The organism is Chromobacterium sp. INPA-IVC, from assembly GCF_059047085.1.
This window is the reverse complement of the sequence record NZ_JBTNLS010000003.1, coordinates 136,406-162,242: the sequence shown is the minus strand read 5'-3', so window position 1 is coordinate 162,242 and position 25,837 is coordinate 136,406. Positions and strand designations below refer to the sequence as shown.

Annotated in this window: 17 protein-coding genes; 3 read left to right on the top strand and 14 right to left on the bottom strand. The window is 53.4% G+C overall.

What is annotated here, in order from left to right; genetic code table 11:
• The first annotated feature begins 59 nt into the window (after positions 1-59).
• From ACX17K_RS06160 to ACX17K_RS06150, 3 genes are all read left to right on the top strand, one after another.
• Complete coding sequence (locus ACX17K_RS06160) at positions 60-1,634, top strand: aldehyde dehydrogenase (NADP(+)) (protein ID WP_493774118.1); 1,575 nt, start codon at positions 60-62, stop codon at positions 1,632-1,634.
• Positions 1,635-1,637: 3 nt separating this feature from the next.
• Positions 1,638-2,897, top strand: a complete 1,260-nt coding sequence (locus ACX17K_RS06155) for an NAD(P)/FAD-dependent oxidoreductase (RefSeq protein ID WP_493774117.1) — start codon at positions 1,638-1,640, stop codon at positions 2,895-2,897.
• A gap of 100 nt (positions 2,898-2,997) precedes the next feature.
• On the top strand, positions 2,998-4,146 hold the full coding sequence (locus tag ACX17K_RS06150; RefSeq protein WP_231162669.1) for a branched-chain amino acid ABC transporter substrate-binding protein: 1,149 nt from the start codon (positions 2,998-3,000) through the stop codon (positions 4,144-4,146).
• A 248-nt stretch (positions 4,147-4,394) separates the two neighbouring features.
• Here ACX17K_RS06150 and ACX17K_RS06145 read toward each other — a convergent pair whose 3' ends face one another.
• From ACX17K_RS06145 to ACX17K_RS06080, 14 genes are all read right to left on the bottom strand, one after another.
• Positions 4,395-5,432 (bottom strand): hypothetical protein, encoded by a 1,038-nt coding sequence (locus tag ACX17K_RS06145; RefSeq protein WP_493774116.1) that lies wholly within the window; start codon positions 5,430-5,432, stop codon positions 4,395-4,397.
• Between the two features lie 263 nt (positions 5,433-5,695).
• Complete coding sequence (locus ACX17K_RS06140; RefSeq protein WP_493774115.1) at positions 5,696-6,478, bottom strand: hypothetical protein; 783 nt, start codon at positions 6,476-6,478, stop codon at positions 5,696-5,698.
• Between the two features lie 330 nt (positions 6,479-6,808).
• Positions 6,809-7,732 carry a hypothetical protein gene (locus ACX17K_RS06135; RefSeq protein WP_493774114.1) on the bottom strand — a complete coding sequence of 308 codons (924 nt, stop codon included), beginning with the start codon at positions 7,730-7,732 and terminating at the stop codon, positions 6,809-6,811.
• A gap of 92 nt (positions 7,733-7,824) precedes the next feature.
• Positions 7,825-8,538 carry a hypothetical protein gene (locus ACX17K_RS06130; RefSeq protein WP_493774113.1) on the bottom strand — a complete coding sequence of 238 codons (714 nt, stop codon included), beginning with the start codon at positions 8,536-8,538 and terminating at the stop codon, positions 7,825-7,827.
• A 591-nt stretch (positions 8,539-9,129) separates the two neighbouring features.
• The gene (locus tag ACX17K_RS06125) at positions 9,130-9,411 is read right to left on the bottom strand and encodes an HNH endonuclease (RefSeq protein ID WP_493774344.1); all 282 of its coding nucleotides are present in this window, start codon (positions 9,409-9,411) and stop codon (positions 9,130-9,132) included.
• A gap of 300 nt (positions 9,412-9,711) precedes the next feature.
• Complete coding sequence (locus ACX17K_RS06120; RefSeq protein WP_493774112.1) at positions 9,712-10,710, bottom strand: hypothetical protein; 999 nt, start codon at positions 10,708-10,710, stop codon at positions 9,712-9,714.
• A 456-nt stretch (positions 10,711-11,166) separates the two neighbouring features.
• A complete protein-coding gene (locus ACX17K_RS06115) occupies positions 11,167-11,829 on the bottom strand; it encodes an HNH endonuclease (RefSeq protein ID WP_493774111.1) in 663 nt (220 codons plus the stop codon).
• On the bottom strand, positions 11,822-13,051 hold the full coding sequence (locus tag ACX17K_RS06110; RefSeq protein ID WP_493774110.1) for an AAA family ATPase: 1,230 nt from the start codon (positions 13,049-13,051) through the stop codon (positions 11,822-11,824). The genes ACX17K_RS06115 and ACX17K_RS06110 overlap by 8 nt, the downstream gene beginning before the upstream one ends.
• A 60-nt stretch (positions 13,052-13,111) precedes the next feature.
• The gene (locus ACX17K_RS06105) at positions 13,112-14,272 is read right to left on the bottom strand and encodes a hypothetical protein (protein ID WP_493774109.1); all 1,161 of its coding nucleotides are present in this window, start codon (positions 14,270-14,272) and stop codon (positions 13,112-13,114) included.
• A gap of 150 nt (positions 14,273-14,422) precedes the next feature.
• Positions 14,423-20,473, bottom strand: coding sequence for an ATP-binding protein (locus ACX17K_RS06100; protein ID WP_493774108.1), 6,051 nt, complete (start codon positions 20,471-20,473; stop codon positions 14,423-14,425).
• A gap of 669 nt (positions 20,474-21,142) precedes the next feature.
• Complete coding sequence (locus tag ACX17K_RS06095) at positions 21,143-21,616, bottom strand: hypothetical protein (RefSeq protein ID WP_493774107.1); 474 nt, start codon at positions 21,614-21,616, stop codon at positions 21,143-21,145.
• Between the two features lie 13 nt (positions 21,617-21,629).
• Complete coding sequence (locus ACX17K_RS06090; RefSeq protein ID WP_493774106.1) at positions 21,630-23,705, bottom strand: integrase; 2,076 nt, start codon at positions 23,703-23,705, stop codon at positions 21,630-21,632.
• Positions 23,698-25,239, bottom strand: a complete 1,542-nt coding sequence (locus ACX17K_RS06085; RefSeq protein WP_493774105.1) for a site-specific integrase — start codon at positions 25,237-25,239, stop codon at positions 23,698-23,700. Before ACX17K_RS06085 ends, ACX17K_RS06090 begins: the two co-directional genes overlap by 8 nt.
• On the bottom strand, positions 25,236-25,820 hold the full coding sequence (locus ACX17K_RS06080) for a tyrosine-type recombinase/integrase (protein WP_493774104.1): 585 nt from the start codon (positions 25,818-25,820) through the stop codon (positions 25,236-25,238). Before ACX17K_RS06080 ends, ACX17K_RS06085 begins: the two co-directional genes overlap by 4 nt.
• Positions 25,821-25,837: the final 17 nt, after the last annotated feature.

Here is a 25,837-nt window from a genome sequence, read left to right as displayed (position 1 = left end):
CAGAGCGCCTGAGCCAACGCAGGATCAGGAGTTTTGTTCGCGGCCTTCACGCAGGAAACATGATGAATCTGACAGGCAAGATGCTCATCGGCGGGCAGGCCGTCGCCGGCCGCCGCGACAAGATCCGGGCGATAGACCCGTCCACCGATCAAGCGCTGGAGCCGGGCTACCCCGGCGCGGACCGCGAACAAGTGGAGCAGGCCTGCGCATTGGCCTGGGAGGCGTTTGACGCCTACCGAGAAACCGCGCCGGAAACGCGGGCACGCTTTCTCGAAACCATCGCCGACGAAATGGAAGCGCTGGGCGATGCGCTGATAGAACGCGCGATGGCCGAAACCGGCCTGCCGCGCGCCCGCTTGCAGGGGGAGCGCGGCCGCACTTGCGGCCAGCTGCGGCTGTTCGCCCGCACGCTGCGGGCCGGCGAGTGGCTGGACGCGCGGGTAGACCCGGCCATGCCGCAGCGCCAGCCACTGCCGCGCGCCGACCTGCGCCAGCGCCAGGTGGCGCTGGGGCCGGTGGCAGTGTTCGGCGCCAGCAATTTCCCCTTGGCCTTCTCGGTGGCCGGCGGCGATACCGCTTCCGCGCTGGCGGCCGGCTGCCCGGTCATCGTCAAGGCCCACAGCGCCCATCCCGGCGTCAGCGAGCTGGCGGGGCGGGCCATCGCGCGGGCGGTGGAAAAATGCAGGCTGCCGGCCGGCGTGTTCGCGCTGCTGTTCGGCGAAGGCCGCGAAGCGGGGCAGGCGCTGGTGGACGATCCGCGCGTCAAGGCGGTGGGCTTCACCGGCTCGCGCGGCGGCGGCCTGGCCTTGTGCCGGCTGGCGCAAAGCCGGCCGGAGCCGATTCCGGTTTATGCGGAAATGAGCTCCACCAATCCGGTGTTTCTGCTGCCGGCGGCGCTGCGGGCGCGCGGCGAGGCGCTGGCGAAGGGCTTCGTCGGCTCGCTGACGCTGGGCGCGGGGCAGTTCTGCACCAATCCCGGCTTGATCATCGCCGAGCAGGGCCCGGCGCTGGACGGCTTCATCGCCGCCGCGTCCGCCCTGCTGCGGCAGAGTCCGGCGCAAACCATGCTGACGCCCGGCATCTTCCAGGCTTATCAGGCTGGCGTGGAGGCTTGGTCCGGCCATGCTCGGCAGTTGGCTGCCGGCCTGCCAGCTACCGGGCCGAACCAGTGCCAGGCCCAGCTGTGGCTGGCCGACGCGCGGGATTACCTGGCCAACCCAGCGTTGCGGGCCGAGGTGTTCGGCGCCGCTGCCTTGATCGTGCAATGCCGTGACGCGGGGGAGTTCCGCCAGTTGGCCGAACAGCTGGAAGGCCAGCTCACCGCCACGCTGCAGCTGGACGAGGGCGATCTGGACCTGGCCCACGCGCTGCTGCCCACGCTGGAGCGCAAGGCCGGCCGCATTCTGGCGAACGGCTGGCCCACCGGTGTGGAAGTGTGCGACGCCATGGTGCACGGCGGGCCGTACCCGGCCACCTCGGACGCGCGGGCCACCTCGGTGGGCACCGCGGCCATCCAGCGCTTTTTGCGGCCGGTCTGCTACCAGGATTTCCCGGACGCGCTGCTACCGCAGGCATTGCAACAGGCCAATCCGCTGGCGCTGCGCCGCCTGCTGGACGGCGGCCGGGAGAGCTGAGCGATGGCGCCCGCTCTTGCGCCCGGCGCGGCCGTCATCGTGGTGGGCGCCGGCGTGGTCGGCATCGCCGCCGCCTTGCAGCTGCGCCTGGCCGGTTTCGAGGTGACGCTGCTGGAGCGCGGCGAGCCGGCGATGGAAACCAGTTACGGCAATGCCGGCGCTTTCGCCGTCAGCGACGTGATCCCGCTGGCCGAGCCCGGCGTGCTGCGCAAGGTGCCCGGCTGGATGCTGGACCCGCTGGGGCCGCTGGCCCTGCGCTGGCGCTACCTGCCCACGCTGGCGCCCTGGCTGCTGCGCTTTCTGGCCGCCAGCCGGCCGCGTCGCGTGGCCGAGCTGACGCAGGCGCTGGCCGCACTGCTGGGCCGGGTCAATGACGACTATGCCGGGTTGATCGCCCAAGCCGGCCTTGGCCATTTGTGGCGGCGGCACGGCAATCTGACGCTGTATCGCAGCCGGGAAGAGTTCGACGCCGCCGCGCCGGACTGGGACGCCAAGCGCCGCAATGGCGTGCAATGGCAGGCGCTGGACCGCGAGGCGCTGGCGGGAGAGGAGGGGACTGTAGGCGAGGAGTGGCGCTACGCAGTCAAGGTGCCGGCGTGGTCCCATGTGGACGACCCCTATGTCTTCAGCCGCGGCCTGTTCGACGCCTTCATCCGCGAGGGCGGTCGCTTTGTCCGGGACGAGGCGCTGGCCACGGCGACGGAAGCCGGCCGCGCGGTCGGCGTGGAAACGGCGGGCAATGGCCGCCTGCGCGCCGATGCGGTGGTGATCGCCTGCGGCGTATGGAGCGACCGCTTCGTCAAACAACATCAATACCGCGTGCCGCTGGAAAGCGAGCGCGGCTATCACGTCAACCTGCCCAAGGCCGGGGTGGCGCTGCGCCACTTCATCCAGTGCGCCAGCGAGAGCTTCGTCATCCTGCCGATGGCCAACGGCGGCTTGCGTCTGGCGGGCACGGTGGAGCTGGCGCACCGCGACGCCCCGCCGGACTGGCGCCGCGCCCACATCCTGCTGGACAAGGCCAGGCGCATCGTCGGCGATTTCTCAACCGAAGACATGACGGTGTGGATGGGCAACCGCCCGTCGCTGCCGGACACCCTGCCCATCATCGGCCCGGCGCCGCAGCCAGGGCTGTGGTTCGCCACCGGCCACGGCCATCTGGGCCTGACCCTGGCGGCCACCACCGGCGCGCTGCTGCGCGACATGCTGCAGGGGCGGGCTCCGGCGCTGGACATGCAGCCGTATCGGCTATCTCGTTTTTGACCCCGTCTCAGGCTGGCAGAGACCAGCCGCGGCGGGGGAGCGGTAGCAGGGCGGGCCGGGTGGCTTGCCCTGGTCAATGCAGCAATAAAGGAGACATCTCATGGCTTGGAACAAACTGTTTGCGGAAGTGAACTGGGTGGTGGCATTGGGCGGCATGATGGCGCCGTTCGCCATGGCGGCGGCCCATGCCGATACCGTGGTCAAGATAGGCTTCGCCTCGCCGATGTCCGGCCCGCAGGCCCACTATGGCAAGGACAATGAAAACGCCGCCAAGATGGCGGTGGACGATGTCAACGCCAAGGGCCTGGTGGTGGGCGGGCAGAAGATCAAGTTCGAACTGGTGTCCGAGGACGACCAGGCCGACCCCCGCATCGGCACCCAGGCGGCGCAGCGGCTGGTGGACGCCGGGGTGAAGGCCGTCATCGGCCACTTCAACTCCGGCGTGTCCATCCCGGCCTCGCGCATTTACTCAGAAGCCGGCATCCCGCAATTGTCGGTGGCCACCAACCCGGCCTATACCCAGCAAGGCTACAAAACCACCTTCCGCCTGGTGGGCAGCGACAGCCAGATAGGCGGCGCGCTGGGGCAGTTCGCCGTCAAAACGATGAAGGCCAAGACCATCGTCGCCATCGACGACCGCACCGCCTACGGCCAGGGCATCGCCGACGAATTCGTCAAGGCAGTGGCGGCCAACGGTGGCAAGGTGACGCGCCGAGAATTCACCACTGACAAAGCCACCGACTTCACCGCCATCCTCACCTCGCTCAAGGCCGTCAATCCGGACGTGGTGTTCTACGGCGGCGCCGACGCCCAGGCCGCGCCCATGGTCAAGCAGATGAAACGGCTGGGCCTCAAGGCCAAGCTGATGGGCGGCGACATGCTCAATACTCCCACCTTCATCCAGCTGGCTGGCGCGGACGCGGCCGGCCATTACTCGGCGGTGGCCGGCGGCGTGCTCGGCGCCCGCCCGGCTGGCAAAGAGTTCGAGCGCCGCTACAAAGCACGCTTTCATCAAGACGTGGTGCTGCTGGGGCCGCAGTTCTACGACGGCGTGATGCTGGTGGCCGCGGCCATGAAACAGGCGGGATCGGTGGAGCCGGCCAAATACCTGCCCAAGCTGGCCGCCATCCGCTACAGCGGCGTCACCGCCGACTTCGCCTTCGCGCCCAATGGCAATCTGTTGAAAGCGCCGGTGACGCTGTCCACGGTGAAAAACAACGCCTGGGCGGTGGAGACGGTGGTCCGCTGAGCGTGACGGCTTAAAACGATATTTCCCCTGGCGTACTCCTCTGGGCCGGCTCTCTTGATTGGGGGCTGGCTTCTTTTTTATTTAGAGGGTTGGTTTGGCGTAGGAGGGGGGGCTGGTTACTGCAACTAATCGAGTCAGATTGGCTGCTTATCGGCCGAACCAGACAAAGCCCGTACTAGCCGCTACCAACCCGTTGCGGACCTTCGCCACAAACTCACCTAGCAGCAAGATTTGGTCTCGTGGGCGAGTTACGATGCGTGGCCCCTGATCTTTTCGAGGAGCTCAGTGATGTGCTTCGGATATTCACCGCTGAAGTACTCGAAAGTAAGTGGATTGGCTGTATAGAAGTGGCAGCAGAGCTCGACCCAGTCTTCCGTTTTCAACGGGCCATTGATCTTGAAGACCTTGTTCGATCTGGCCTTGATGTGCGCAGGATTCTTCATTGTCATGTTGAAGTCGGAATCCCGTCTATGGAAATATTCTTCTTCCGTGAAAAGCTGGATCGCGCCGTCGAAGTGCCTGAAACAGTTGGCTGCGAGATCAAACTCGGCGTGTAGGTAGCGGGCGGGGAAGTAGTGCTGCCCTCCTATCTCGATCCGAATATCCTCCGTCTTCATTTCCAGGGCCTGAAACGATTTAATACCATCCGATTCGCTCCACTTAATGTCTAGGCAGTACGCGTTAGCGAAGAAGAAGGAGACATGTCGAGATTCGAGATCCGGGGGCGGGCGCAGCTTGGCGATTCCAGATTTGATGTTTCGTATGTCCTCGTCGAAGGGAGCACCGTACCAAGTGTCGGCCTCGAAGTAGTCTAGTCCGTTGACGTCGATCCGGACCCGGTCCTCATCGAGGGCAATGTATTTCTCTATACCAGGGCCGTCTAACCACCAGAACAGGTCTATAAACCTCGGGGCCCAATTGTTGACTGGATGCATTCCGCGCCGATAACAGGGGTGGGCCATCAAGATAAAGTCAGGCCCGGCAAAGCATCCTTCGTAATGTTGGCTGGGAGGAAGCCGGCTTGCGATCTCGTTGAACGGCAGCAGCCCGTCACGTTCGCTCCTTATTGGTCCCAATAGAGTCCTTGCGATGCCCTGTGCCCTGGCAACGATACCCGTGGTCTGGATGTACTCGAACGACTCCGCGCTGAGAATCACGCCTTTGGATGCAGCCAGAGCAGTGAATTTCGCAATCAGGTCAGCAGCTTCGACTAGCCGTTTGCGGGACTGTTTTTCTATGTCCGCGAAGTAACGCACCATTATCTCATCGTATTTTTTGTCAACCATTAAGATATTTCGAGTAGGTGATAGAGCTCCAGCGATATACATGCGTAACCCTTTCGACTAGAAGATTGCTCCCATAGAACGCTCTCGAAAGCGTGGTGTGCTGGGACGGCAACGACTGTTTCTGGCCGAATGCGGTTTGCTTTCAGTGTCTGAAAACGACCCAAGCCGGAATTAGGTAGCTTCTGCAAGCTGACGGTAAGGAACATTTGATTTATAGTGCACGACGCTGGCTTACCGGTGTAGCGTCCCTCTCGAATGAGAGGTTAACGTCCAGACAACTCTGAACGCAGGTGCAGGAATTCTTCATCGGAAATTTCTTGGTTTGGATAATCGTCATGATCTTGAAAGGTCCATGGAAAAACATTTGTGACGACATGCTTGTAGCCGACGTAAACGCAATTCGGAAGATAGACAAGTCGGACAAATGGTGACTGCTCGTAGTCCTTCTTAACATAGCACTCACCCGGTGCGGGAAGTAGCCACGGCAACAAGCCAAATCCCGAAAATTGGTAGCTTACGATTTCTTCCACATTCTTTATTGCCTCTAGCGCGAGTTGCCGATCATGTATCTCGGTAGCCAGATTGAAATGGAGAGCATTGTTACGTTTTTCATTCAATAGTTTAAAACTTGCTGCCGCCTCAGGAGTAAGCACTCCCCATTCGATTAGCACTTCGATTGCGAGGGGCCAGTAGTCAAAGGACTCTTTTCGATAGACCTTCTTGTACAGCGGATGAGCCCTGTAGTTTTCTCTGAGCCCAAGGATGAGGTGGTTCAGTATTCGCTCACCCAACGCGCAGGCGCCTGTGAGTGCTGGGTAGTACAGGCAATGAACAAACGCCTGTCTGGCTTGCGCGAGGAAACGATTGTGGAAGGCAACCACAGAGAATGGCTTCACCCCAAGTTCTCTGAAGTTGGTGAGCTTTGCGTCGAAATCGAGTTCGCCAAACTCTGTTCTCAAGCAAGCAATGAGCCGTTCCTGATTTTGGCGATGTGACTCCTTTACGTGTTCTTCCCAATGATCCTGGATAGTGTCGAGGGTGAGCACGCGACTATCGAAGTCCAGAGCAATTACGCGGTACCGTTTCATCTGAGTACTAACATTTAAGGTAACCTACCATACATGTTTTTACGTGAAGTCCATATTGGCTAAAATATAGGTGAAGTGCTTGATTGTCATAGAGATGCATATCCGTCATTTCGATGTTAAGCAACTGTGGAATTTGCAATCATATGGGCATCGCTTGTCTAGTGGTGCTCAATACCGGGGGCGTTGCTCGATAACTAAATGGTCGGTATTTATCGAAAAGCTGCCATCAACGTTGAAGGAGAGGGCAGCTTAAGCGCGAAGGATATTGGCATCCGCTTGATTTCCCAGTTAGGTACCCGTGACCATTTGGTAATAGGAAAAGTAGATGTTGCCTGTTTGCGCAGCATGGCGCTTCTTTCTTAGCAGCAAACTCACAAAGTCGATGCGCTCCTCAAATACGGCCATTAGGTCGCCACCATCCATCAGGAGAATGGATGCCCCACCTGCCTGGTGGGCTGCAACACCGTCTTGAGAAAACCCATTGACTGAAAGAAAGATGCCAAGAGTGTTCTCTAGCTTCGTGCGCACTTTGTCGGTGAACGCTGCCAAAGATGCCTTGTTGACAAGCTCCTTATGCCATTTCGCTTCGAATAGATACTCTGTGCCGTCGAGTGTGAACGCACCGTCTAGTTGTTCGCCTAGGTTCTTGAAGGAGGCCTTCGGGTCCAAGTCGAAAAGTTCGAAGAGCTCGTACATGATGCGTTCAAGCTCAAACCCCCGTCCTTGTGGGTCGTTTGAACTAATTAATGTCATGTACTTGTTTTTGAATGACTCAAGCTTCTGGCGAACCGCTGTATTCTCACGCAACTTCTTTGCTGCTGTCTCTTGCCGCTTTTTGATCTCGTCTTGTTCGCGTTTAAGTTCTTGGTGTGGTTCCACAAGTTGCTTCAGTTGATTGACGGCGTTGCGTGCCTTCTCAACCTTGGCGGAACCATCGTCAAGAGGCTTGAGATGGGAAAAATCCGTCAGCTTGCATAGCTCGAAGCAAATCTTGGTCAGATCGCCTAGGTGGTGGTCAGGGTTGGTGACCAGGAAGTCGACGACATCAGATGCGATCTGACGCTTGTAGTTTTCCCAGTTGAACGAATTCAGAATGACAGGATTCGACAGGCAAAGACCTAGAAAGCCGCGCAGGTCAGATTTGTACCAGTAGACCGAACACAGTGCTTCTTTAAGCGCCATTACACCGGCGGGTGAAAGCTGCTTTGCCATTGATGCACCTTATTATTAGGGCCTAACGTTTGACATGAGAGGCGACAGTGAGTGGGCGCAGCCCGCCGAAAGGCGTCCTCTCGCGGGATGGGTTAGCCGTCTTTGCGCTCACTATCCGCCTCCGATCCCGTTTGCTCGCGCCTTCTTGTGGAACGCCTTGCTTCACGTGCGACGACGGTAACTAGTAGTACCGACATCATACTAACAACGGACGCTGCAAGTACGACAAAGGGAAGCGATAAGTCTTTGATAGGGCTGCCAATCCCTAAGTCAAACTGCTCTTTGTACAAGGTTAAGAAGATCGTCAGCGTAGTGACCATGACACCAGTGATGGCGCTCATTTGCGTGAGCATCTTGGACCTTAAGTTCTCGATGGACGAGACCGATACCCCTTCCTTGGCCTCGATGACTCGCAGGCCAGAAGAAGGTGGCGTTACTTGCGTTTCCTGCATTTGCAAAAGTTTGGTGCAGTAGTCTTGCTTTATGGCTGAGGAGATGAAGCTGGAATCCATCACCTCCTTCATAAGTTCTTCGGAAATCTGTTGGACGTTGAATGCATCCTTGTTGGTCACACCGTACTTGCGGCATGTTGCCGCGATCAGTGCCTGTAGAACTTCCGACACGGGAATGCTACCCTCGGAAATTCCCGGGCGAACTGAGTAGATCACTTCCCGGTTGACCGCCGCCACTTTCTGCGCGTACTCGCGGCTGTCTCGCTTCGAGAAGATGAGCCGACTAATCCAGGTTGCAGCAACACCGCTTAGGATTCCACCAACGATTCCGACGAACCAAGGGTTATCAAGCATGGTCTGTTCCTAGGTGGCTAACCGTGTTTATACGGACACCAAGCTCTGTATATCAATTGATATTGCAGGCAACCATTATCGTACCCAAATACTATATTTCTCAAGCCATAAACTACGAGCTTGTCCCTATCAACGGCCGCTATAGTCGAGCCTCCCACGCCGACCGCTGCAACGGCGGCATCATGGTTCAAAGTTGTCGGTATCCATTGTGACCAGGAAACGGCAGCTTTGGGTCGATAGCGGTCAGTGCGGGCTTTAGCTAGTTCGTCGGCTATGGCCGAATAGCGGCCACAGTGGCCCATCATGGTGTGTCTATTGCCCTAGAGGTCATCCAGCGATTGGCTAGAATCGCTGACAGCCCAGTCCGCTAGAAATGAAAAAGCCCGCGCTCATTAAGAGACGCGGGCTTTTGTCTGTGCAAGACAATACAGTGAATCAAAACGGTTATGTTTACTAAAAAGTGTAAATAGCCGTATTAGTTAGTATTGGCATTGCTCTTTGGCACCGTTACTGGCTAGGTGTAAATAACATGCACAATTGTGGCCATCATTGTTTACACTTTTCGCTTGCCGGGGTGCGTCCAGCCTGCGGTTAAGTTCCTATCATCGCTAGTTTTGCCAGCATCTGTTGCTGCATCGCAGCTTTGTCAGCGGAATAGTGCGCTTTCCGATGATCATCGGGGCAAAGCGCCATGACATTCCACTCCTGATCCGCCCCCCGCTCCGACAGAGGAATAACGTAATGTGTTTCTAGAAAGATCGCGCCATGCTCCGTTAGAAAGCCTGGTTGCTCACAGTACTCACATTTGCCCTGTGCCCGGGACAATACGTTGCGACGAACGTCTCGTGACTGGACATAGACCGAACCACACACGTCTTGCTTGTTGGGGGGAGGCACCCCGTTGCTGTCTTGGCCGACGGCGAACTCGATGCCCGAAAGTTGTCGCTCAACGTTAGAGGGCAGGGCCGTTGCACGGCTTTATTGCGAAGCATGCGGATCTCGCATGACCTCGCAGCTGTTGGCCGATGTGCCGATGATGACATCTGGTAGCGCGGCAAACTTGCAGCACGAGGCACCACTCGGATCACAGCAAGCAATACACCGGCGGGTACTTCCAACAGTTACTCAAAGAGCCGGGCATCACGCGCCGGCCAAGCTGGGGCTAGTGGGAGATCAGTGCTCGGGAAATTCTGCGCCTAGCAGATCGTAAAGTCTGTCCAGCTCTGCTCGGCTTTTCTCATCCTTGGGCTCGCGATCCGCACCGAAGAGATCTGGATAAAGACTAGGGGCGTCAACGGAAACCGTAAATTTGTGAGTTGCCCCGTCCGACATTTCCGTTGTGCTCACGGATTGCACGGTGAAATAGCGCAACATGTTATGAAGCGGCGAGTCTGCGGTCTTGAATTTTCCGTTCTTGAACGGTCCGCCGCTTGTGCCCGCTCGTTGGATGAAACTGGTCATCGTTCCGGCGACACGTGAGATCGACTGAATGTCACCCAGGGCATTGCCGGGATTGAAGTTCTCCGGCTTTCCAGAGAATTTCATCACCAGTTGGGCGTCTTCGCACCCATACACGCATGCGATCGGCACCAGCACCACTGGGTGACTCGTGCTGATACCGAGCTCCTGCGCTTTGCCGCAAAGCACTTGAGCCATCTTGAGGCGTTTTTCTGCGGCAATCTTGTTGTGCAGGCCCTGGTCGTTCGCGAACTGAAGAAATGCCAGATACTCTGGGGTAGACTGCTCAGGATGGGCTCCGAACAGGTCGGTCGCATAGGCCTCGACGAAGTCCCATGGCTCTAAGACACTCGCGTTCCTGAAGAAGGCTCCCATGGCATCCCAGTCACGCCGCGCCTCGGCGACGAACTCAATAACAGAAAACTTACTGCGTTGGTCGCTGGCCTTCTCCATCAGGGCTGGTAGGTAGGACACGCTGTTGTGTGGCAAGTCGAGACCCTGAAGTTCCTGGATCGACTTCATGTGATGCTCGTCCTTGAAGCTCTTGGTCGGGAGGTAGGTCTTGATGTGGCCGATTGCACAAATATCGAGTAAGTAGACGGTGGGTACCATCAGCATCCATTGCTGCATAGTGGCAATGAATACTTCGACCTGGTCCCGAGGAACACTCACTCGCATCGTGATCTGATTGAATTGAGACGCGAACTCATTCATTGAATCTCCTCCTGTAAATTGAGCCAAATAAGCACAAAAGCATAATATAACGAGGAAGAGTAGACAAATGTCGTGGAGGCTGGCGAGTAGCAATCCCCTAATCTTTTAAGGCTGCGGCAGGCCTGCCGGTTAGGCCGCTGGTTAGTCCAATTGGCTGCTCATATCTTTGATCCGAGAGGATTGCGAGAAGGCTCGAATGCCTGAAGTCGTCGAACAGTGGGACGCATCTTTGGTACGTTGTCCCTGTGGCCGAAGGAGAAAGTATGACTTTTGACAGTCATGGCTCATATCAGACCGTTCTTGACCGGTAGCTGTTGTCTGCCGCCGGGGCGTGATTGTCCGCTCTGGCCGAGAGAAGCAGACCTTGGATAAGTGAGAGTCCCCAAGGCCTTTTAATGGCTTCGGCATGAGGGGCAGAAGCGTCTAGGAAATTAGGGACGATTCACAGACTTTAATTTATGGCAAGGGGGAGCCGTGTTCATCTTCAAGCTTATTTCGGATAGCCTCTTGCTCTTGATTGCGAACTTCGCAACCTTGGGCTCGATCAAAGTTATCTATCTCTAGTTTGTCAAGTTTGAAATAATTGTATGTATACGCGCCTTTGGGGCTTTGATTTTTGACTCGAAATTTGACGAGAACGAATTCGTCTTCCTGTAGGGTTATTCTACCCAAATGCTCCGACCATTTATCGTGATTCGGGTGTACAAGTAAATATCGCTTAGAATTGCAGTGATCGAACTCAATGGTTTTTGGATCAATTATAAAATCAATATTATCCTTTTTGTATTCCATGTTGCATCGCTTACATGCCACAGACAAATTTGAAAGCACGAAAGTCAGCAGAGGGAATTTCTTCTTTGGCAAAATATGTTCCCTATCGACCATAAATAGTCCACCTCCTGCTAAGTTTGTTTTGCAATAGCAGCAGGTGTTCTCCTGCAGGTGCATGTGCAAGTCTCTAATTTTTTTCTTTATTTGTTTCAATTGTTCCTTGATTGCAGCTAACGCTGGGGCATTCTCATCCCAGGGATCACTGTGCGCTAAAGCAACCTTTATTATTTCCTCTTCTTCTGGTATCCATTGATGGTCAGACAACTTAGATAAGTAAGAATCATCCATTTTTAGATTCCATAAGTACCTTCTCTGCTAATCTACGTGCCGCATCAAAGAACTTTAACTGCTTCGGGTCGTAAGCTGAATTGCGCATGTCTGAGATCAATTGGAACCCGTCTTCTTGGGAAATATCGCTATGTGCCATAGCCTCAATAACTTTGATAATCTCCTCGCTTACATAGTGGTTCATAGGGGTTACGGTGCCGAAGATGTTCCATAGAGTTCCTTCAACACTATTGGACTCGAGCTTCAGTTCCTTTACTGCATCCTGTTCCACACAGAACAAACGTACTTCTATATCACTTGTAATGCACGCCCCTGAAACGATTATAGGTGCATGGGTTGCTATGATTATGGTTGGCTGTTGGTAATAAAGCAGGTTCGTAATTCGCTCAACGTATTCCTTCTGCCATTGTGGGTGAAGGCTGTTCTCTGGCTCATCAATCAAAATCACGGAATGTGATCGTGTGTTAACTGATAAGAAGACCAATGTAGATATGAGAGTTAACTCACCCGAGCTTGCCTCTGCCAGTGGAATTATTACTCCGTCGGAGCGTGTTAGAAATATATTAATGCTAGAAATAAGACCTGCCTTGCGAAATATATGTTCATGCTTGACTAGTCTTGATATGTTCTCGTTGATAAGCGTCTCAAAATCGGATCGAGAAAAATCCAACCAAAGCTGCTCAGTATTAATTATCTTTTCAAGCAAATCTGCCAGTTGCAGAACCTCAGTAATATCTCTGTCCTTGATATTAAGTCCACGAGCAATTTCCTCCAGCTGCTGATAATCCACCTCTAGAGGTTTGTGACGGAGATCGTCTTCCGCAAAAAAATCATACACATCCGAATTTGGCGGGACTTTCTTCTCTTTTGGGCCTTGTACATGCAACCCAAAACCCGGTCGATAGCCGCAATAGTCAAGTGTCTTTCCAATGGCTCTAAATTTCGTTGGCCCATCTTTCAATGCGGCAATGATTGTTTTTTTTAAAACCTCTTCAGGAAGCTTGCTGCCTCTAGATGCAGATACTCTAGACATTCCCCGTATAGAGCTAAAACGGTCATATGGTGTATTGCAAACAGCAATAACATAACGATCAGCTTTCCGATACTGTATAGCCAAATCTCTTAATAAACGACTCTTACCGTTTCCGTTCTTTCCGACAATAATGGAAACGTTTAGCCCCATGGGCTCGTTACTTATTATTGTTTGATTGGTATTTTTCATAAATTACTCACCGATAATGTCAGTATGGTTGCTGCTTTTCACAAAATGGTTGGTTTTTATTTATATAAAAAATTTTAACCCTTGAGACACCATAAAGACTTGTAATACAATAAACCAAGCAAAGCAGAATAAGCTGGCTGCATAAAAAATAATCACAAATAGCCGTCGCCATGGGTGCATAGAATTTTGCCAGCGAGAAGTAATGCTTGCAAAGCAAATTGCATCTTCATTACTTCCAAAGAGATATCTCAATCCTTTAATTTCCTCGGATATTAAAAGATCTCTTCTGTTTGGCATGCGGTGAGATATGTCAACTGAGGAATTATGCCATTGGATCACCAAGTCCATTTCAGAAATTCCTGGGTTCTCTTTTAACTCCAGTGAGTCAAGATGCCGAATGTGCAGTCGTTGCATCCATGGTCTATTTCCTTCATATCCATGGCAAGGGTAAAATTTTGACACGCTCTTGTTATGCCGCTCTACTCTCCATAGCTTTAAATTTCTTTCTTTTGAAAACTCATCAAGTGCCAGTTCAATATGGGCGCTAGCATACACTCCAAATCCAGAATATGCTGGAACTCCATACCCGGACATTATTCCAAGAACAGTGCTGTCTTCCATTTTGGATGAGTCTAACAAATCCGGGTGTGGCCACCATTCTCTCTTAGACCACCATCTGCGTAGTTCATCCTCAACTAAAGTGCGGAACCATTGTCTACCATGATGTCCAAGTGGATCTCCCTTATAATTTATAACTTGCTTCAACAAAATGGGAGTAAACATCTCAATCAAGGCCACTGCCGCCAAATAGAAAAGTCCTGCAAGTAGCAGCCAGCGGAAAGGCATTCCACTCCATTCTGTAGTATGCAACATTGGGGCAGCTTGAAAAACGGCACTTATCAACCCGGCAATCGCTGCAAATCGAATACCTGCCGAGGTCTTCAATTGAAACAAAAATGACCAGCCAGTACGTTGTCGTATCCAATGGTAGCGCACATTTTGTCGAGTATTTCTTCTGTCTTCAAAGGAGCTTATATAAATATCTTGCGGAGGATACTCGTCAAAGAACCAGGCCAAAGGATTGAATTCAAAGAATCGAGCAATTCGCTTTTTCTGAAGATACTTACGTTGATTTTTCGTCCAGGCTTCCAAAAGCGACTCGTCGAAATTAATCTCAGGAAGTTCAATTTCTACTTTCTCGGGATCATTGATTTTTTCCATGCTTATTTGTGCGAAGTGATTGCTTAAAATATGGTTGATATGTTTTTTAGTGAAATGTTTAATGCGGTTAGAGTGCCAATAAGAAAGTGCTGCCAATGAGTATTTTTATTTAAAAAATCTAATTATCGTTGAGTGTCTCTGTCATCTAACCTAGCTTCTGTAACTGTTTTTGAATGTTTTGACAATTTCCGAATCTTCTTCATGGAACTTGCGAATCTCGCGTCTGGCAAAGGCATAAATTGGAGAATCTGCCTGCACTGCGGAGAATTGCTGGAGACCCGTTTTAGTTAGTGCAACGTATGTTCCTTCTCCCCAAATTGACTCGCTTTCTATATCCACCGGTCCGGCATCACGCCATACAACAATTCTTGCTACGATGGTAGAATTGCTGTCGACGTAGATTGAGGAGTCTGCTTCATGTGCGCGCCATCTAAGCCGACAGAGCCAGTTGGGGCAAAGGGTTATTGGATAGGCAACATCTTCCCAGCCAAACGAGCTGACTAAGCGTCGGACTAGGGTGAGCGACAATTCTCTATCCAGCGGTACGACTTGGCCCAGCCAAACTGCAGCTGGCAATTCCTTGTACCAATTCCAGAAATCATCGCCCTCCGCTTGGAGTCTGGGAGCTCGAATTCTGTGTAACTCATACTTGGCCTGTCTTACTTTAAAGATTGTGAATCGAGAAACTTCTGCGACGACAAACTCATCGGCTCGATCTATCCATGGTGCAACATCACTACTGACTTGGTCTGCCCATAGCTTTTCTTTTTCCTGCCAAGGTGCATCTCGCACTTCAAGTGGCCGATGAATTCCTTGTGGACGAACTTGTACGGGGATGACAACCCGAGGTGGTAGCGGTGAGTTTAACTGTTCCAAAATTGACGGCATATTCTTTGGAGGTAGCCGTCCCGCGATGCGCAACTCTCCAGCTACATGACGCAGAGCAAGTATGCCGATCCGTGCGTGGGGTTTTGAGTAGGTGATACGCATCGAGAGTACGCCCAACTGTGCTTCCACTCGTTTGAGTGCGGGTAATCCAAATGCCTCAAGACCACCCCATTGCTGTATAAACATTGCAGCGCGTAGTCGAATATTCAGTTCGTCGCAGTCTGCTGCTTTCGCCAATGCCTGAGCAATTGTCTGCAGGTGCCGTGTCCAGCCCATATTGCTCTCAATACGCATGGCACCAGTGGCCTTGTCTATGAGTACATCGTCGGTTTCCGGACTACCCGAGAGCGCTAACTGATAAAAAAGCGGCAGAGAATCTACTTCCATCGATACTGGTATATCCCAACGCCGTGCCAAAAGCCTCGCAGCTTCTGCTACGGCCACGTCCCGATGATTAATAAAATCTGCCAGCATGAAGCCTAATGGTTCGGAGAAACGATCATGAGCCAGTAGAAGGAGTACATGGAGTGCTTGTAGCGGCTCATCCAAGTCTCCGGAGAGGAGTTTTCGTATGGTAAGCTCAAATACGTCTTTCCCATCTCCTTCATGATCTGCTAACTGCAGAGCACAATCTCTCGCGTGACGCTGAACCTGGGGAATAGGCAATCGCAGCGCGAAGTAAAGCAGCTCAACGAGCAATTCCACATCGCTGAGTGGTTTCTGACTAACGGTGAATGGCTCACCCAACTGATGTTCGCGTGTGAAAGTAATCTGCTCAGTTACGTCCGACCAAATGGCAGGCCAGTCCGGTGACTCCGTGATTACAGGCAATATTGAATCGATATCCATGAGTATGAATTGAGCGTTTTCCTCTCGTGCGATTACCGAATCAACTAAGTTCTCATAGGCAGCCTGGTGAACTGTCTTGCCCTCTAGTAATTTTCGCGCGTGGAAATATCGGAACTTGCCTCCTCCCATCCATTTATTCCAATATCCTCTCTGGTCTTCGTTGATTTTGTATTCTTGAACCAGTTTCTTTGCGTAGCTTGTATCTCCAGCCAATGCTGAACGCTCAACCAACATAAATCTGCAACGCGGGTCAGACTGTAGAATGTCCCAACATTCATACATCTGGCGAATTTGCTCTAGTGGCGCTGACGGAGCCAGTTCATAAAAGCGGTATGGCGCGTTGTAATCCAGTTTCGTGCCATCCGCTTCGAAAGCTTGCTGCAACTCATTCAGGTCGGCCGCATCGTCATATTTCTGTGGAGTTGATGAGTGACGAGGCTCCGGTGCTTCCAAGGACCAACGGTCAACAGCATCCTGTAGGTGGCAGCTTGTGTACCCATGCCTAGCTGCAGCAGCTCGTAGTCGGTTGAGAAGGAGCAGCCGCTCGTAAGCGCGGCTCTCCACCTCAATCGCAGTCTGTAGCATAAGCACGAGCTTGGCTATTTGTTCTGGACCAGCAGCATCGGCAGCAATGTCGATAAAATCACCGACATGAGTTGGATCGCGGTAGTGCGGCTCCATATAAAACGGCAGACACAACCTGCTCCAGATTGCGACACAAGCAAACAGCAATCCTGGCTGACGGCGCAGCAACCCGATCATCAATGCATCTACCTGGTTCGGCCATGCAATTAGCTGCCAATCGGCAAGCGTTTGCGATACATCGAAACCGTAGCGGGCATTAATCTGCATTGCTTCATCAATGAGTGTCATGGTCAATCGATGAGCTGCAGAAGCACCTTCGGTTTCCCTCATACCATCGATTTGCTGCATCAGTAGAGAGATTCGTTCTCCTCGTTTTTCTGGATCAGCTGCATTGGCTAGTACGAGGATGTCGCGCCACATTGAGTATTGAGGGTCTTTACGAGCGGCAAGAGCGTAACCTAGGCAGTGGTCCGGTATGGTGGCGATGAGATTTCGTGCCCGTTCTACATCCCCAATGGCCGCAAAAGCGATCACAAGGTCCGACAGACCATTGAGTTGTTCGCTCGGGGTGCTCTCTAAGAGCTCATCAACTAATGGTTCCAAACGCGTTGCAGCATTTACGCGGTCTCCATCGGCTTGATAAGTTGCAATGGCAAGCTCGCGGCGCAGCAGCATGGTGCCTTTGTGCGCTGATGTCGAGATAGCTTTATCGATTTCGTTCAGTACCGCACGATATTCCGTTTCACCACAGAGCGCCCCTATTTTGATCAGAGATTTTGCAAGCACTGGTGCGGCTCTTACCGCTTGGAGTGTTAGATCAAACTCGTACCCACCGTTCGTTCCGAGATGAAGTACGTAACTCATGGCCGAACGGCTAATCCTCTGGATATTGCCAGACGCGATGGAGAGAGGATCCATCATGGCACACCCCAAGAGTGTGCCGATCTTGGAGGCATGAGCCTGCAGCGGCTGAAAAATTGCGTGCTTTGATGGAGCTACTATCGGTAGCGGCCTTGCAAGCATTGCGCATAATTGTGAGTGTTCTAATACGGCATGAACGAGATCCTCTGTCGCTCCACTGCGCGGTTCTTTGTCGATCATTGAGATTGCTGGTACTACGAGCTTGCTGAACAGATATTCCGCAACCTCTCGATGTCCGTTGATTACTGCGAGTAGTGCAATCGAGCGGCGCAAGCCGTTGGGGACGTTATCAAATCCGGGTAGATCTTTAGCTGCTAGGAACAATGCTAGCGCATGTGCATTTTCGCCTCTGTTCCGAGCATCAAATCCGGCCCGTACCATCAGCGCAGGTAGAAAAGCCTGCTCAACACCGAGCTTCTCGCAGACTTCACAGGCGTCTGTGCCGCTCTGCTGGCCAAGGATTGTCTCGGCTACTTCTAGCCTCAGGCGTTTGCGTACGGAGGTGGCTGTTTCCTCGGATGTTGCTCTAGGTGTTTGCTTTATCCCCTCGACAGCTAGGTGATCGATCGACTGCAAGATCTGCTCGAAATCACGGAAGTGGAAGACTCGTCTCGCCCACTTCACAAACTCTTGAAGATTGTGATCTTGGCCGTGGTTCTGATACCTGTCCGTGTGTAGCTGTGACAGTGGTTCAAGGTGTTCAAATAGCTCTTTCGCTCGATCGAACTCTCCCCGTTCTAATAGGGCATCTACGACTTCATAGCCCATATTGGGAAAATCTTGGACAAAGGCGAAGGCAGCTTCGGTGTCTCCCACTGCTAGCATCGCCAGTGGTACCTGGTCTGCGTTCTCAAGCGCAGCCACACGCCGGGACACTTCGTCGTCACTCAGCAGCAGCCTGGTCACGACAGTGGCGTCAAGACTGGTGCGTGCCGCGAGCAAGGCTAGGCGGATATCGGACTGAATTTCTGTTACGGATCGTCCTTCTGCCAGTTGACGACGAAAGCGTTCAGGTGTCGCTAGGGCTAGTACGTCATCTCTATCATCTGCCCGAGCCCGATAGCGCAACTCCAACCAGCGCTGCGGCGAATTCGCTGGCGCTCGTCGTGACAACTGTGCAAGTTCGCGGTAAACGCGCGGAGAGTAATCGAGGTCAATGCTTCCAAGGCGTATGCGTGGTTTGGAAAGAATGAACAAGCGGAAGCTGTTGTGGAAGATACCCCAGCCGCGCGGTGATTTTTTCAGCAAATGGCGGGCTGTCAAGAGTGCGCGCTCGATTGCTGGCTCCTCCATTATAGTGGCGAGTAAAGGCAAAGGCATGGGGGCTTCTGCTCGAGCGATGAATCCAAGTACATTCATGGCGTCGGGATCGTGGGCTATTTCTCTCCAGGCGGATGCATACACCGATCCGATATCTCCGTCGAACTCCATTCCACCCGAGAGCAAATGTGTGCTCATCGCCTTGTCTGCGCTCAATAGCGCTTGAATAAGGTAGCGGATGGCTAGAGGGTGCCCATGGCCGAGCTCGTAGAGGCGCTGACGTGAGATGGTGGAGTCAAGACCAAGGGCATCAGCCATTCGTGTCACCGCCTCTCGGTCCAAGGGGCGCATCTCCACATACCGATTGGATTGTGCTGCCTGCTCCTGTACCGCGGGCTTTAGATGGGCAAGTGCAAGACGCTGGGTACCCAGTACGAACGTGACTCCTTTGGGCACCGCAGCGGGCAGTGGTAGCTCCCCAAGTAAGGAGATTGTTGGCTGTTCTTCTCGCGGCACATGATCGAGTCCATCCACGACGATGATCGTGCGAACACCATCTCGTTCATAACGTTCACCGGCTTGCTTCAATTGCGTGCCGAACTGTGCGCGCCTTTCATTCTGGGTGCTGTCTCTTAGGCGCAGACCAAATAATCCACCGCTGCGTAATTGCGTGATAACGTCTTCCAAGAAATTATCAGCTTCCCCTCGGCCCACTCCCTGTGCGGTGCTTGGCATGAATGCGAGATAGCGCACTAGCCGGATGTTTGACTCTGTGGTTAATGCCATTTGAAGCAGCGTGGACTTACCCGAGCCTGGAGGTCCCACTAGCGAAACATAGCCTTGATCTACATTGTGTAGCACATGAAGCAAGGCGATCTCTGTATCCCTGTTGCGCTGGGCATAAGCGCCGACGGGAAATCGATGCTGATGGAGGGTCTTGGCCGGATCTCTCCATCCTAACTCTTTCAAAAGCTCCTCACGAGACCATCGATCCTTGTCTCTCGTGTCGGTGACCAGCTTTGGCAGCACTTCGGCGATCTCTGCCGCCAGACGAGCTTGCGCTACACTTAGCTGGTGAAACTGTACAAAGTTGGCTGCCACACCGTGAAGAACACGCAGTGCATGCAAGAATTGCTCAAAGTCTGCTTCTTGAAGACCCGACTCCTCCAGAAGCGTTTCAATCAGACGCCTCCAATTGCTGGTCTGCCAAGCCTGCAGGGGGCGGTCTGGCGATTGCTCGAATTCCTCTAAGAATGCCGCGCTGTGTGCCGGAGCTGCCTCGCCTGGCTTGTCATGATTCGACGGGTAGTCGTTCACAACCAGACGGATCTCTATCCTGGATTCTGGGGAGCTCCTGGATAAACTTTGCCAGGCGTTGACTAGGGGCTTCAGAAGTCCGTTGGCGCCGGTCAACAGTGTTTCGACCGTAAAAGTGCCGGGGAATCGGGATGTTTTGAACTGGTGGCCTACTACTAGTCCGTCGAGCCCTAATACGAGATCGTCTGCAATACCTGCACTTCTGTCGGCGACGCCAATCCATAGTAGCTGGCCACGCTCTAACTCCGCGTAGATTGCCGCGCCAGCTCGGTCATATTGCCCCATATAGCCACGCATTGCCCTGCGCTCGCCTTCTGCCGGTGGTAGGGCTTGAACTTGTGCTTTGTGGCTCTGCAGGTCTGTGTCTTTTTTTGAGTGCATGCCTTAAGTGCTCAACGTGCAAGATCTCGACGCAACAGGCTGACGAGATAGGAGGACCATTGCCGAATTATCTCTCTGTCACGCTGGTGGCGACAAATAAATTCAAAATAAATTGAGATGTGGGGGAGTGACTATCAATTCAAAGACAATAGTGTCTCCCCCTGCCACTTTCTCGAAGAGATAGATCTTGGGTTGAAGGGAGGGTCCTGGGTGATCGAACGTGGTATTCATTTTTTTGAGCGCTGTAGCTCCCCATAAACATTCACCTTTCGTGATGGCTACACATCCCAAGCCTGCGACTGATAATAGGTACCCCTGATTAGGGAGATATGTTGTCTGGGTGTCTTGGGGCTGGTAACTCCCAAGATCGTGGCCCACTATCCTATTACGAGCTTTGCACAAGTCGCTTCAATCAGAGTGTCGATTGTATCTGTCATATCTGTCGGGGCTACGTAATCGACTGCGATCGTGCCACGCTTCTCCTTGATGTCCAGCCAGTAGAATGCGGACCGATCCGCTGCTGGGATTGCTTCCTCAATTGCTTTGCACAGCTCTGCCACAATGGGGAGCCATTGTGGCGGAACGCAGTTGTCGATGCCTCTGCCTCCATGGAACTGCCATGCGTAGCGGCTCTCGATGTCATTTGTGGTCATAATTGCGGCTCCTCAATTATTTTCTTAGTTTCTTGGGGGGTGAAGAGATGGCTACTACGCGGGTGTGATCTCTGTCTATTGTCGGTAGTGGTCGGCTTAGAAATTCCTCGCTCAGGCCACGTATGTGGGCGTTGTACGCCCAGACAACAAATTGCTCCAGGAGCCGTGTGTTTTCCGCTTTTAGCCTGGCGTTCTCTGCTTGCAGCCGCTCATTGCGGCCAATGAGCATTTCCACTTCTTCTTCAGATCTTGGTCGCGCAGGCTTTGTGGGGTGGTTCGACTTATCGGCTAATGCGGCCTTTCTATCTTGAAATGCTGAAAGGATACGCTCGTGCTGGTGAAGGGCTTGTCGGGTGTAGGAGCTACCCAGTCTTTTTTCGATGCTTTCTATGAGCCTTTCCCAAGTTAGCTTACTGCTCCAGCCATCGAGAATGCCGACGATTTCCTCGATGATTTTGTCATCGATATTTTTAGCTCGCTGAGTTCCCATGAGTGATTCTCCGTCAATCCTCAAGCAATTCGCGGAGTAGTGTTATTGGAGGTATATTTTCATCCTCGTCGACAGAGATAGCAGGTAGGTTCTCAGTTATATTTTCTGTGTTCTGTTCCAGCCGCGATGGTGAGCGAACGTTTGACAATTGGATGACTGCCCCAATGGGGATGGCAGGGTTTTGCATGATGTCGTGGAGCTGTTCGAGCCTGCTGACCGTGAGTTGGTGGTGCTGCATCCAGCGATCACCACCGACGTATTCATCCTTGGCTGCATCTCGTGCCTTCAATAATAGCTGCCGGGCTTCATTTAGTTGCAGCCGAAGGCGAGCCAACTTGGCCTCGTCCCCTTTAACGCATACGTGTTCTTCGCAGTTGATGCAGTCTCGATGGACTTGGCACGGCATCATGGAGTAATCGTGTATGCAATAGCCGAGGTCTGTCGTGTGTGCTGTTTGGATTTTCAGCCGGGCAAACTCGTCCCGTGCGATGGGCAGATACTTCGGTAGCGAGGCTAGTGGGCCATAGGCTAATTCATCATTACCGACCGCTTTACGGATAGTCATGACCATCTCACTAGCCGACACATGGTCGTAGGCCTCGTTCTGGCGGATGTCTTTGCGGCCTGACCATTTTGCAATATCAAGCTGGCTCAGGCCGCCGGCTTGTGCGAGGGTATTCAGGTAGTGGCGGAACTGATGGGTCGTGACGTAGATAGGGCTCCCGTCATCTTCTGTAATTCCAAGGGAGTCAAAAATCGAAGAGCAGCCATGCTTCTTACGGGCTCCTAGCCCATCGTTGATGTGCTGAATAACTACAGGCTCAATTAATGGGATGTAGGTGGCTTTTCGGCTATGGAAGAAATTCAGGTTAGCAACAAGCAGTGCTTCACTATATTTCAGTCTATGCTCCCGATTTACATAGGGAAATCCCTGCGGAAGCTGTCTGACCACTGCTATTTCTACCTCGGAGAATCGGGCATATATCGCTCGTCCCTGTTGGTGCAACGGTACCCCATTCGTTTTACACCAGGCGCGAGCGCTTCCTTTCGCGTTGTTGCGTCCCCACAGGATTTCGGCAATCTGATGCATAGACAAGAACTCATGTTGCCTCATAAAGCTCAGATCTTCTTGCAGGTATAGCTGCCGCGGGTTTTCCTCATACCAAGCTGCAACCATACGTGCGGATTCTGTGCAACAACGGATGCGTTGCAAAGCCTCTTTTACTACTCCGACCATGGATGGCACGACCCACTTCACCATCGGGTTAGCGCCTTTTGCGGGCCGCCAACGCAGCCCGTAAACGTGCTCGTTACTATTCGGGCGGGATTGTGTTACTTCGCAATTGAGTGGCAGCAAAAGAACTTCGTTGATGCGATCTGGTGAGGCACAGAGTATGGCTGCGATGGAGCTGATGAGTCTGTCGGCTGGTTCGCTGGCGCTGCGGAAGATTCTCGGCAAAGCATCCAATGTTGCTTGAGTTGGCATTTTTTCTGTGCGTCGTTGATCGAACTCTGCACCGACGCGTGTTCCTCCCATAATAGGGCGAGGTATTGGGTTTCGCCATCGGATAGGGGCTGTCGTCAATTTATGCTCGGCCATGAAAGCTGAAATGAGCTCCAGTTGCCTGCAATTCCGGTATGCAGCGGCTTCGCTAAAATGGGCCTTGATGAATTGGGCTGCTCTGTTCAGGATTTCGGCATTCACGGTAACGGGAGAGGTGGATTCCCCATGTTCGGCCAACGCAGCAGAAAGTGCGCGCAAAGCCGCTACACGCGGTCCAAGTGCCACGACCGGACGCATACCTTGCATATAACGGATGTATGCCTTGGCAAAGTCACTGAAGGAAGCCGGCATGGGGGATGGGGTGGATGTGCCGGCACTTTTCAGCGTACAGAAGGTAATGCGTTCTCGTTTGGTACCTTGCCCTTTGCGGGCACAGGCATCAGTCACGTCCCAGACCATGTCATCAAATGCTAAGTCAGCACCAAACATTGTTAGTTGATGACGGCAGATGTCAATGAATCCGGCTAGGTTGGCTTCAGCGTCCAGCTCCGATTTCGGAGTGAAGTGGATGATGTTGTTAGCCATGTATTCCTCTTTCGCTTCGGACGTTTTTACACTGCTGGACGACCTGAGCGACTGCCAAGATGGTGCGGTCGTTGATTGCGGCGATGCGCGGATCTGTCCCAGTCATCAGACGCTCGCGTTCTGCGATGAGATAGTCGAGTACGGCCTCGTGTGGCCCGTCCAGCCATGCGTGGAATTTTCTGCATGTGTAGCAGGCGATGGGTGCGGCAAAACTGCAGAAACCGTGCTTGCCGCAGTTGCCGACGGGCGTGAAATCCTCAGTGTATTGCGGTGCGACGATGTTGGATGCTGGGTGTCCGCCTTGCCGTGGATCTTTGTCGATGATGACCCCGGCAAACGCCTGTGCGAGCGGAGCCAATTGCACCGCCATCGCCCGATCGATGCGTTTGACCATTTCCGGTGTGGCTTCGACGTAGACCCAAACGTTCTGGGTGTCAGAATGATCGAGCAGTTCCGCAATGATCAGTTTGCCATGCCCCTCAGCAGCAGCGCGTGTGCCGAGAGTGCGGCGAAAGCGGGTTGGTGAGATGTGCAGAAGCTGGCCAGTGCGTTCGGACTGAACTTGTAGTTTGGCAAAAAGATATTTCACTCGTTGCCCGAGCCCTGAGCCAGTTTGATGAAACTCCAATCCTGCGGGATATTTCCGGCTCGACCCTTTCTCCGGAAACAGCGGGGCTTGAGTCGAATCCGTCATGCGGTGCCTGAATTGTGCCTTTACCATCTCGGCATAGGACAGAAGTAGGGCACCTACTTGTGGATTTAGTATCCGCTCTTTGAAAACGCTGCGCGGAAGGGCCTCCCGTTGTTTTGCCCGTGGGATGCGGAGGAGGTAAGTTTTTGCATCGCCTTGGTCGAGAGCTAGAACATCGCAGACTTTTAGGTAGGCGTATTGGACGGGGCGTTGCCCAAGCATCATCAAGAGCCAGGCAAGCAGGTAGTCACCCAGCGATAGTTCGCCTTTTGCATAGGTGTCGTTCAGGGAACTGTGGAGGGCCTCAAGTTCGATGCTGGTGAACGGGCCTTTCTCCGGGTCCATCGTCAGAACAGCAATGCCTCTGGGGTTTCCGGATAGCCGGATCGAGTTCAGGAATGCGATAGCGTCCGAAGTTACCCCGGGGAGTCGAAGCCCTTCCCATTGCTTCAGGAAGACGGCTACATAGCCAAGGAACCACTCTGTATTCTTACCAAGGCTTGCACGGTAGTTGATGAGGTCTGTGCTGTTGACTTCTTCGAGTACCTGGCCCTTTTGGGCGAATAACTCTTTGAAAAATCGTTTGAAATGTGCAAAACCGTTATTGAGAAAAGCCGGCGAGAGATTTTCTGCGTACCACAACAAGACCACTTTCAAGCTGTGCCGCATTGCTGGCGAAATATCTGCAATATCCGAAAAATTCAGGCTTACAGAGTGTGCACCATCTCGGTAGTTCCAGTGGTCCGATGATGGGTCGAATTCAACACCATTCCGGGTCCGTGCTGTAGTAGGGAGCGGTCGGCGGTTGGTTTCAGTACGTGCAGGAAGTTGGCTCGGCATCATTCAGATTTCCCTCTCGGCTTTTTGGCCTGCATTTCGAGCGACACTTCCATGGCCTTGCTCCTTACGTGACGTCGTGTGTAGGTGGCTGCGGTGTTTGAAGTCGGTGACCATCCCATCAGGTATGAGCGGTATCGCTGCTCTTCCGGCTCAGAAATTTTCTTGGCATCCATCCGTTCAGAAAACTCGTCATTCCAATCGTGCCGTAGCACATGCGGGGTGAAATCTTCCGGCAGGTCCGGTAGCTTGGTGCGCAGAACACGGAACAGCTTGTTAAGTGACGCCAGAGACATTGGCTGCCCCATTCGCTCCGTGATGAATAGGAACGCCTGCTTTTCCGCCCTGGGAATCCGGGTACGCTCATGCAGGATGTGGTGTTCAATCGCAGTGACAAGGGATTCTGACAAAGGCAGGATGCGTTCGCGGGTTTTGACGCGTGGCTGATGAATGCGCGGGTCGGTCGGGTCGTCCGGTCGACGCAGGATACTGATCACGTTTTTTCGGAAATCGATATCGGAGATTTTGATATTCAGGAGTTCGCCGCGGCGCAAGCCTAGCGTGCGTAACAGGTAGATGATGAGCACATTGCGAGAACGAACAA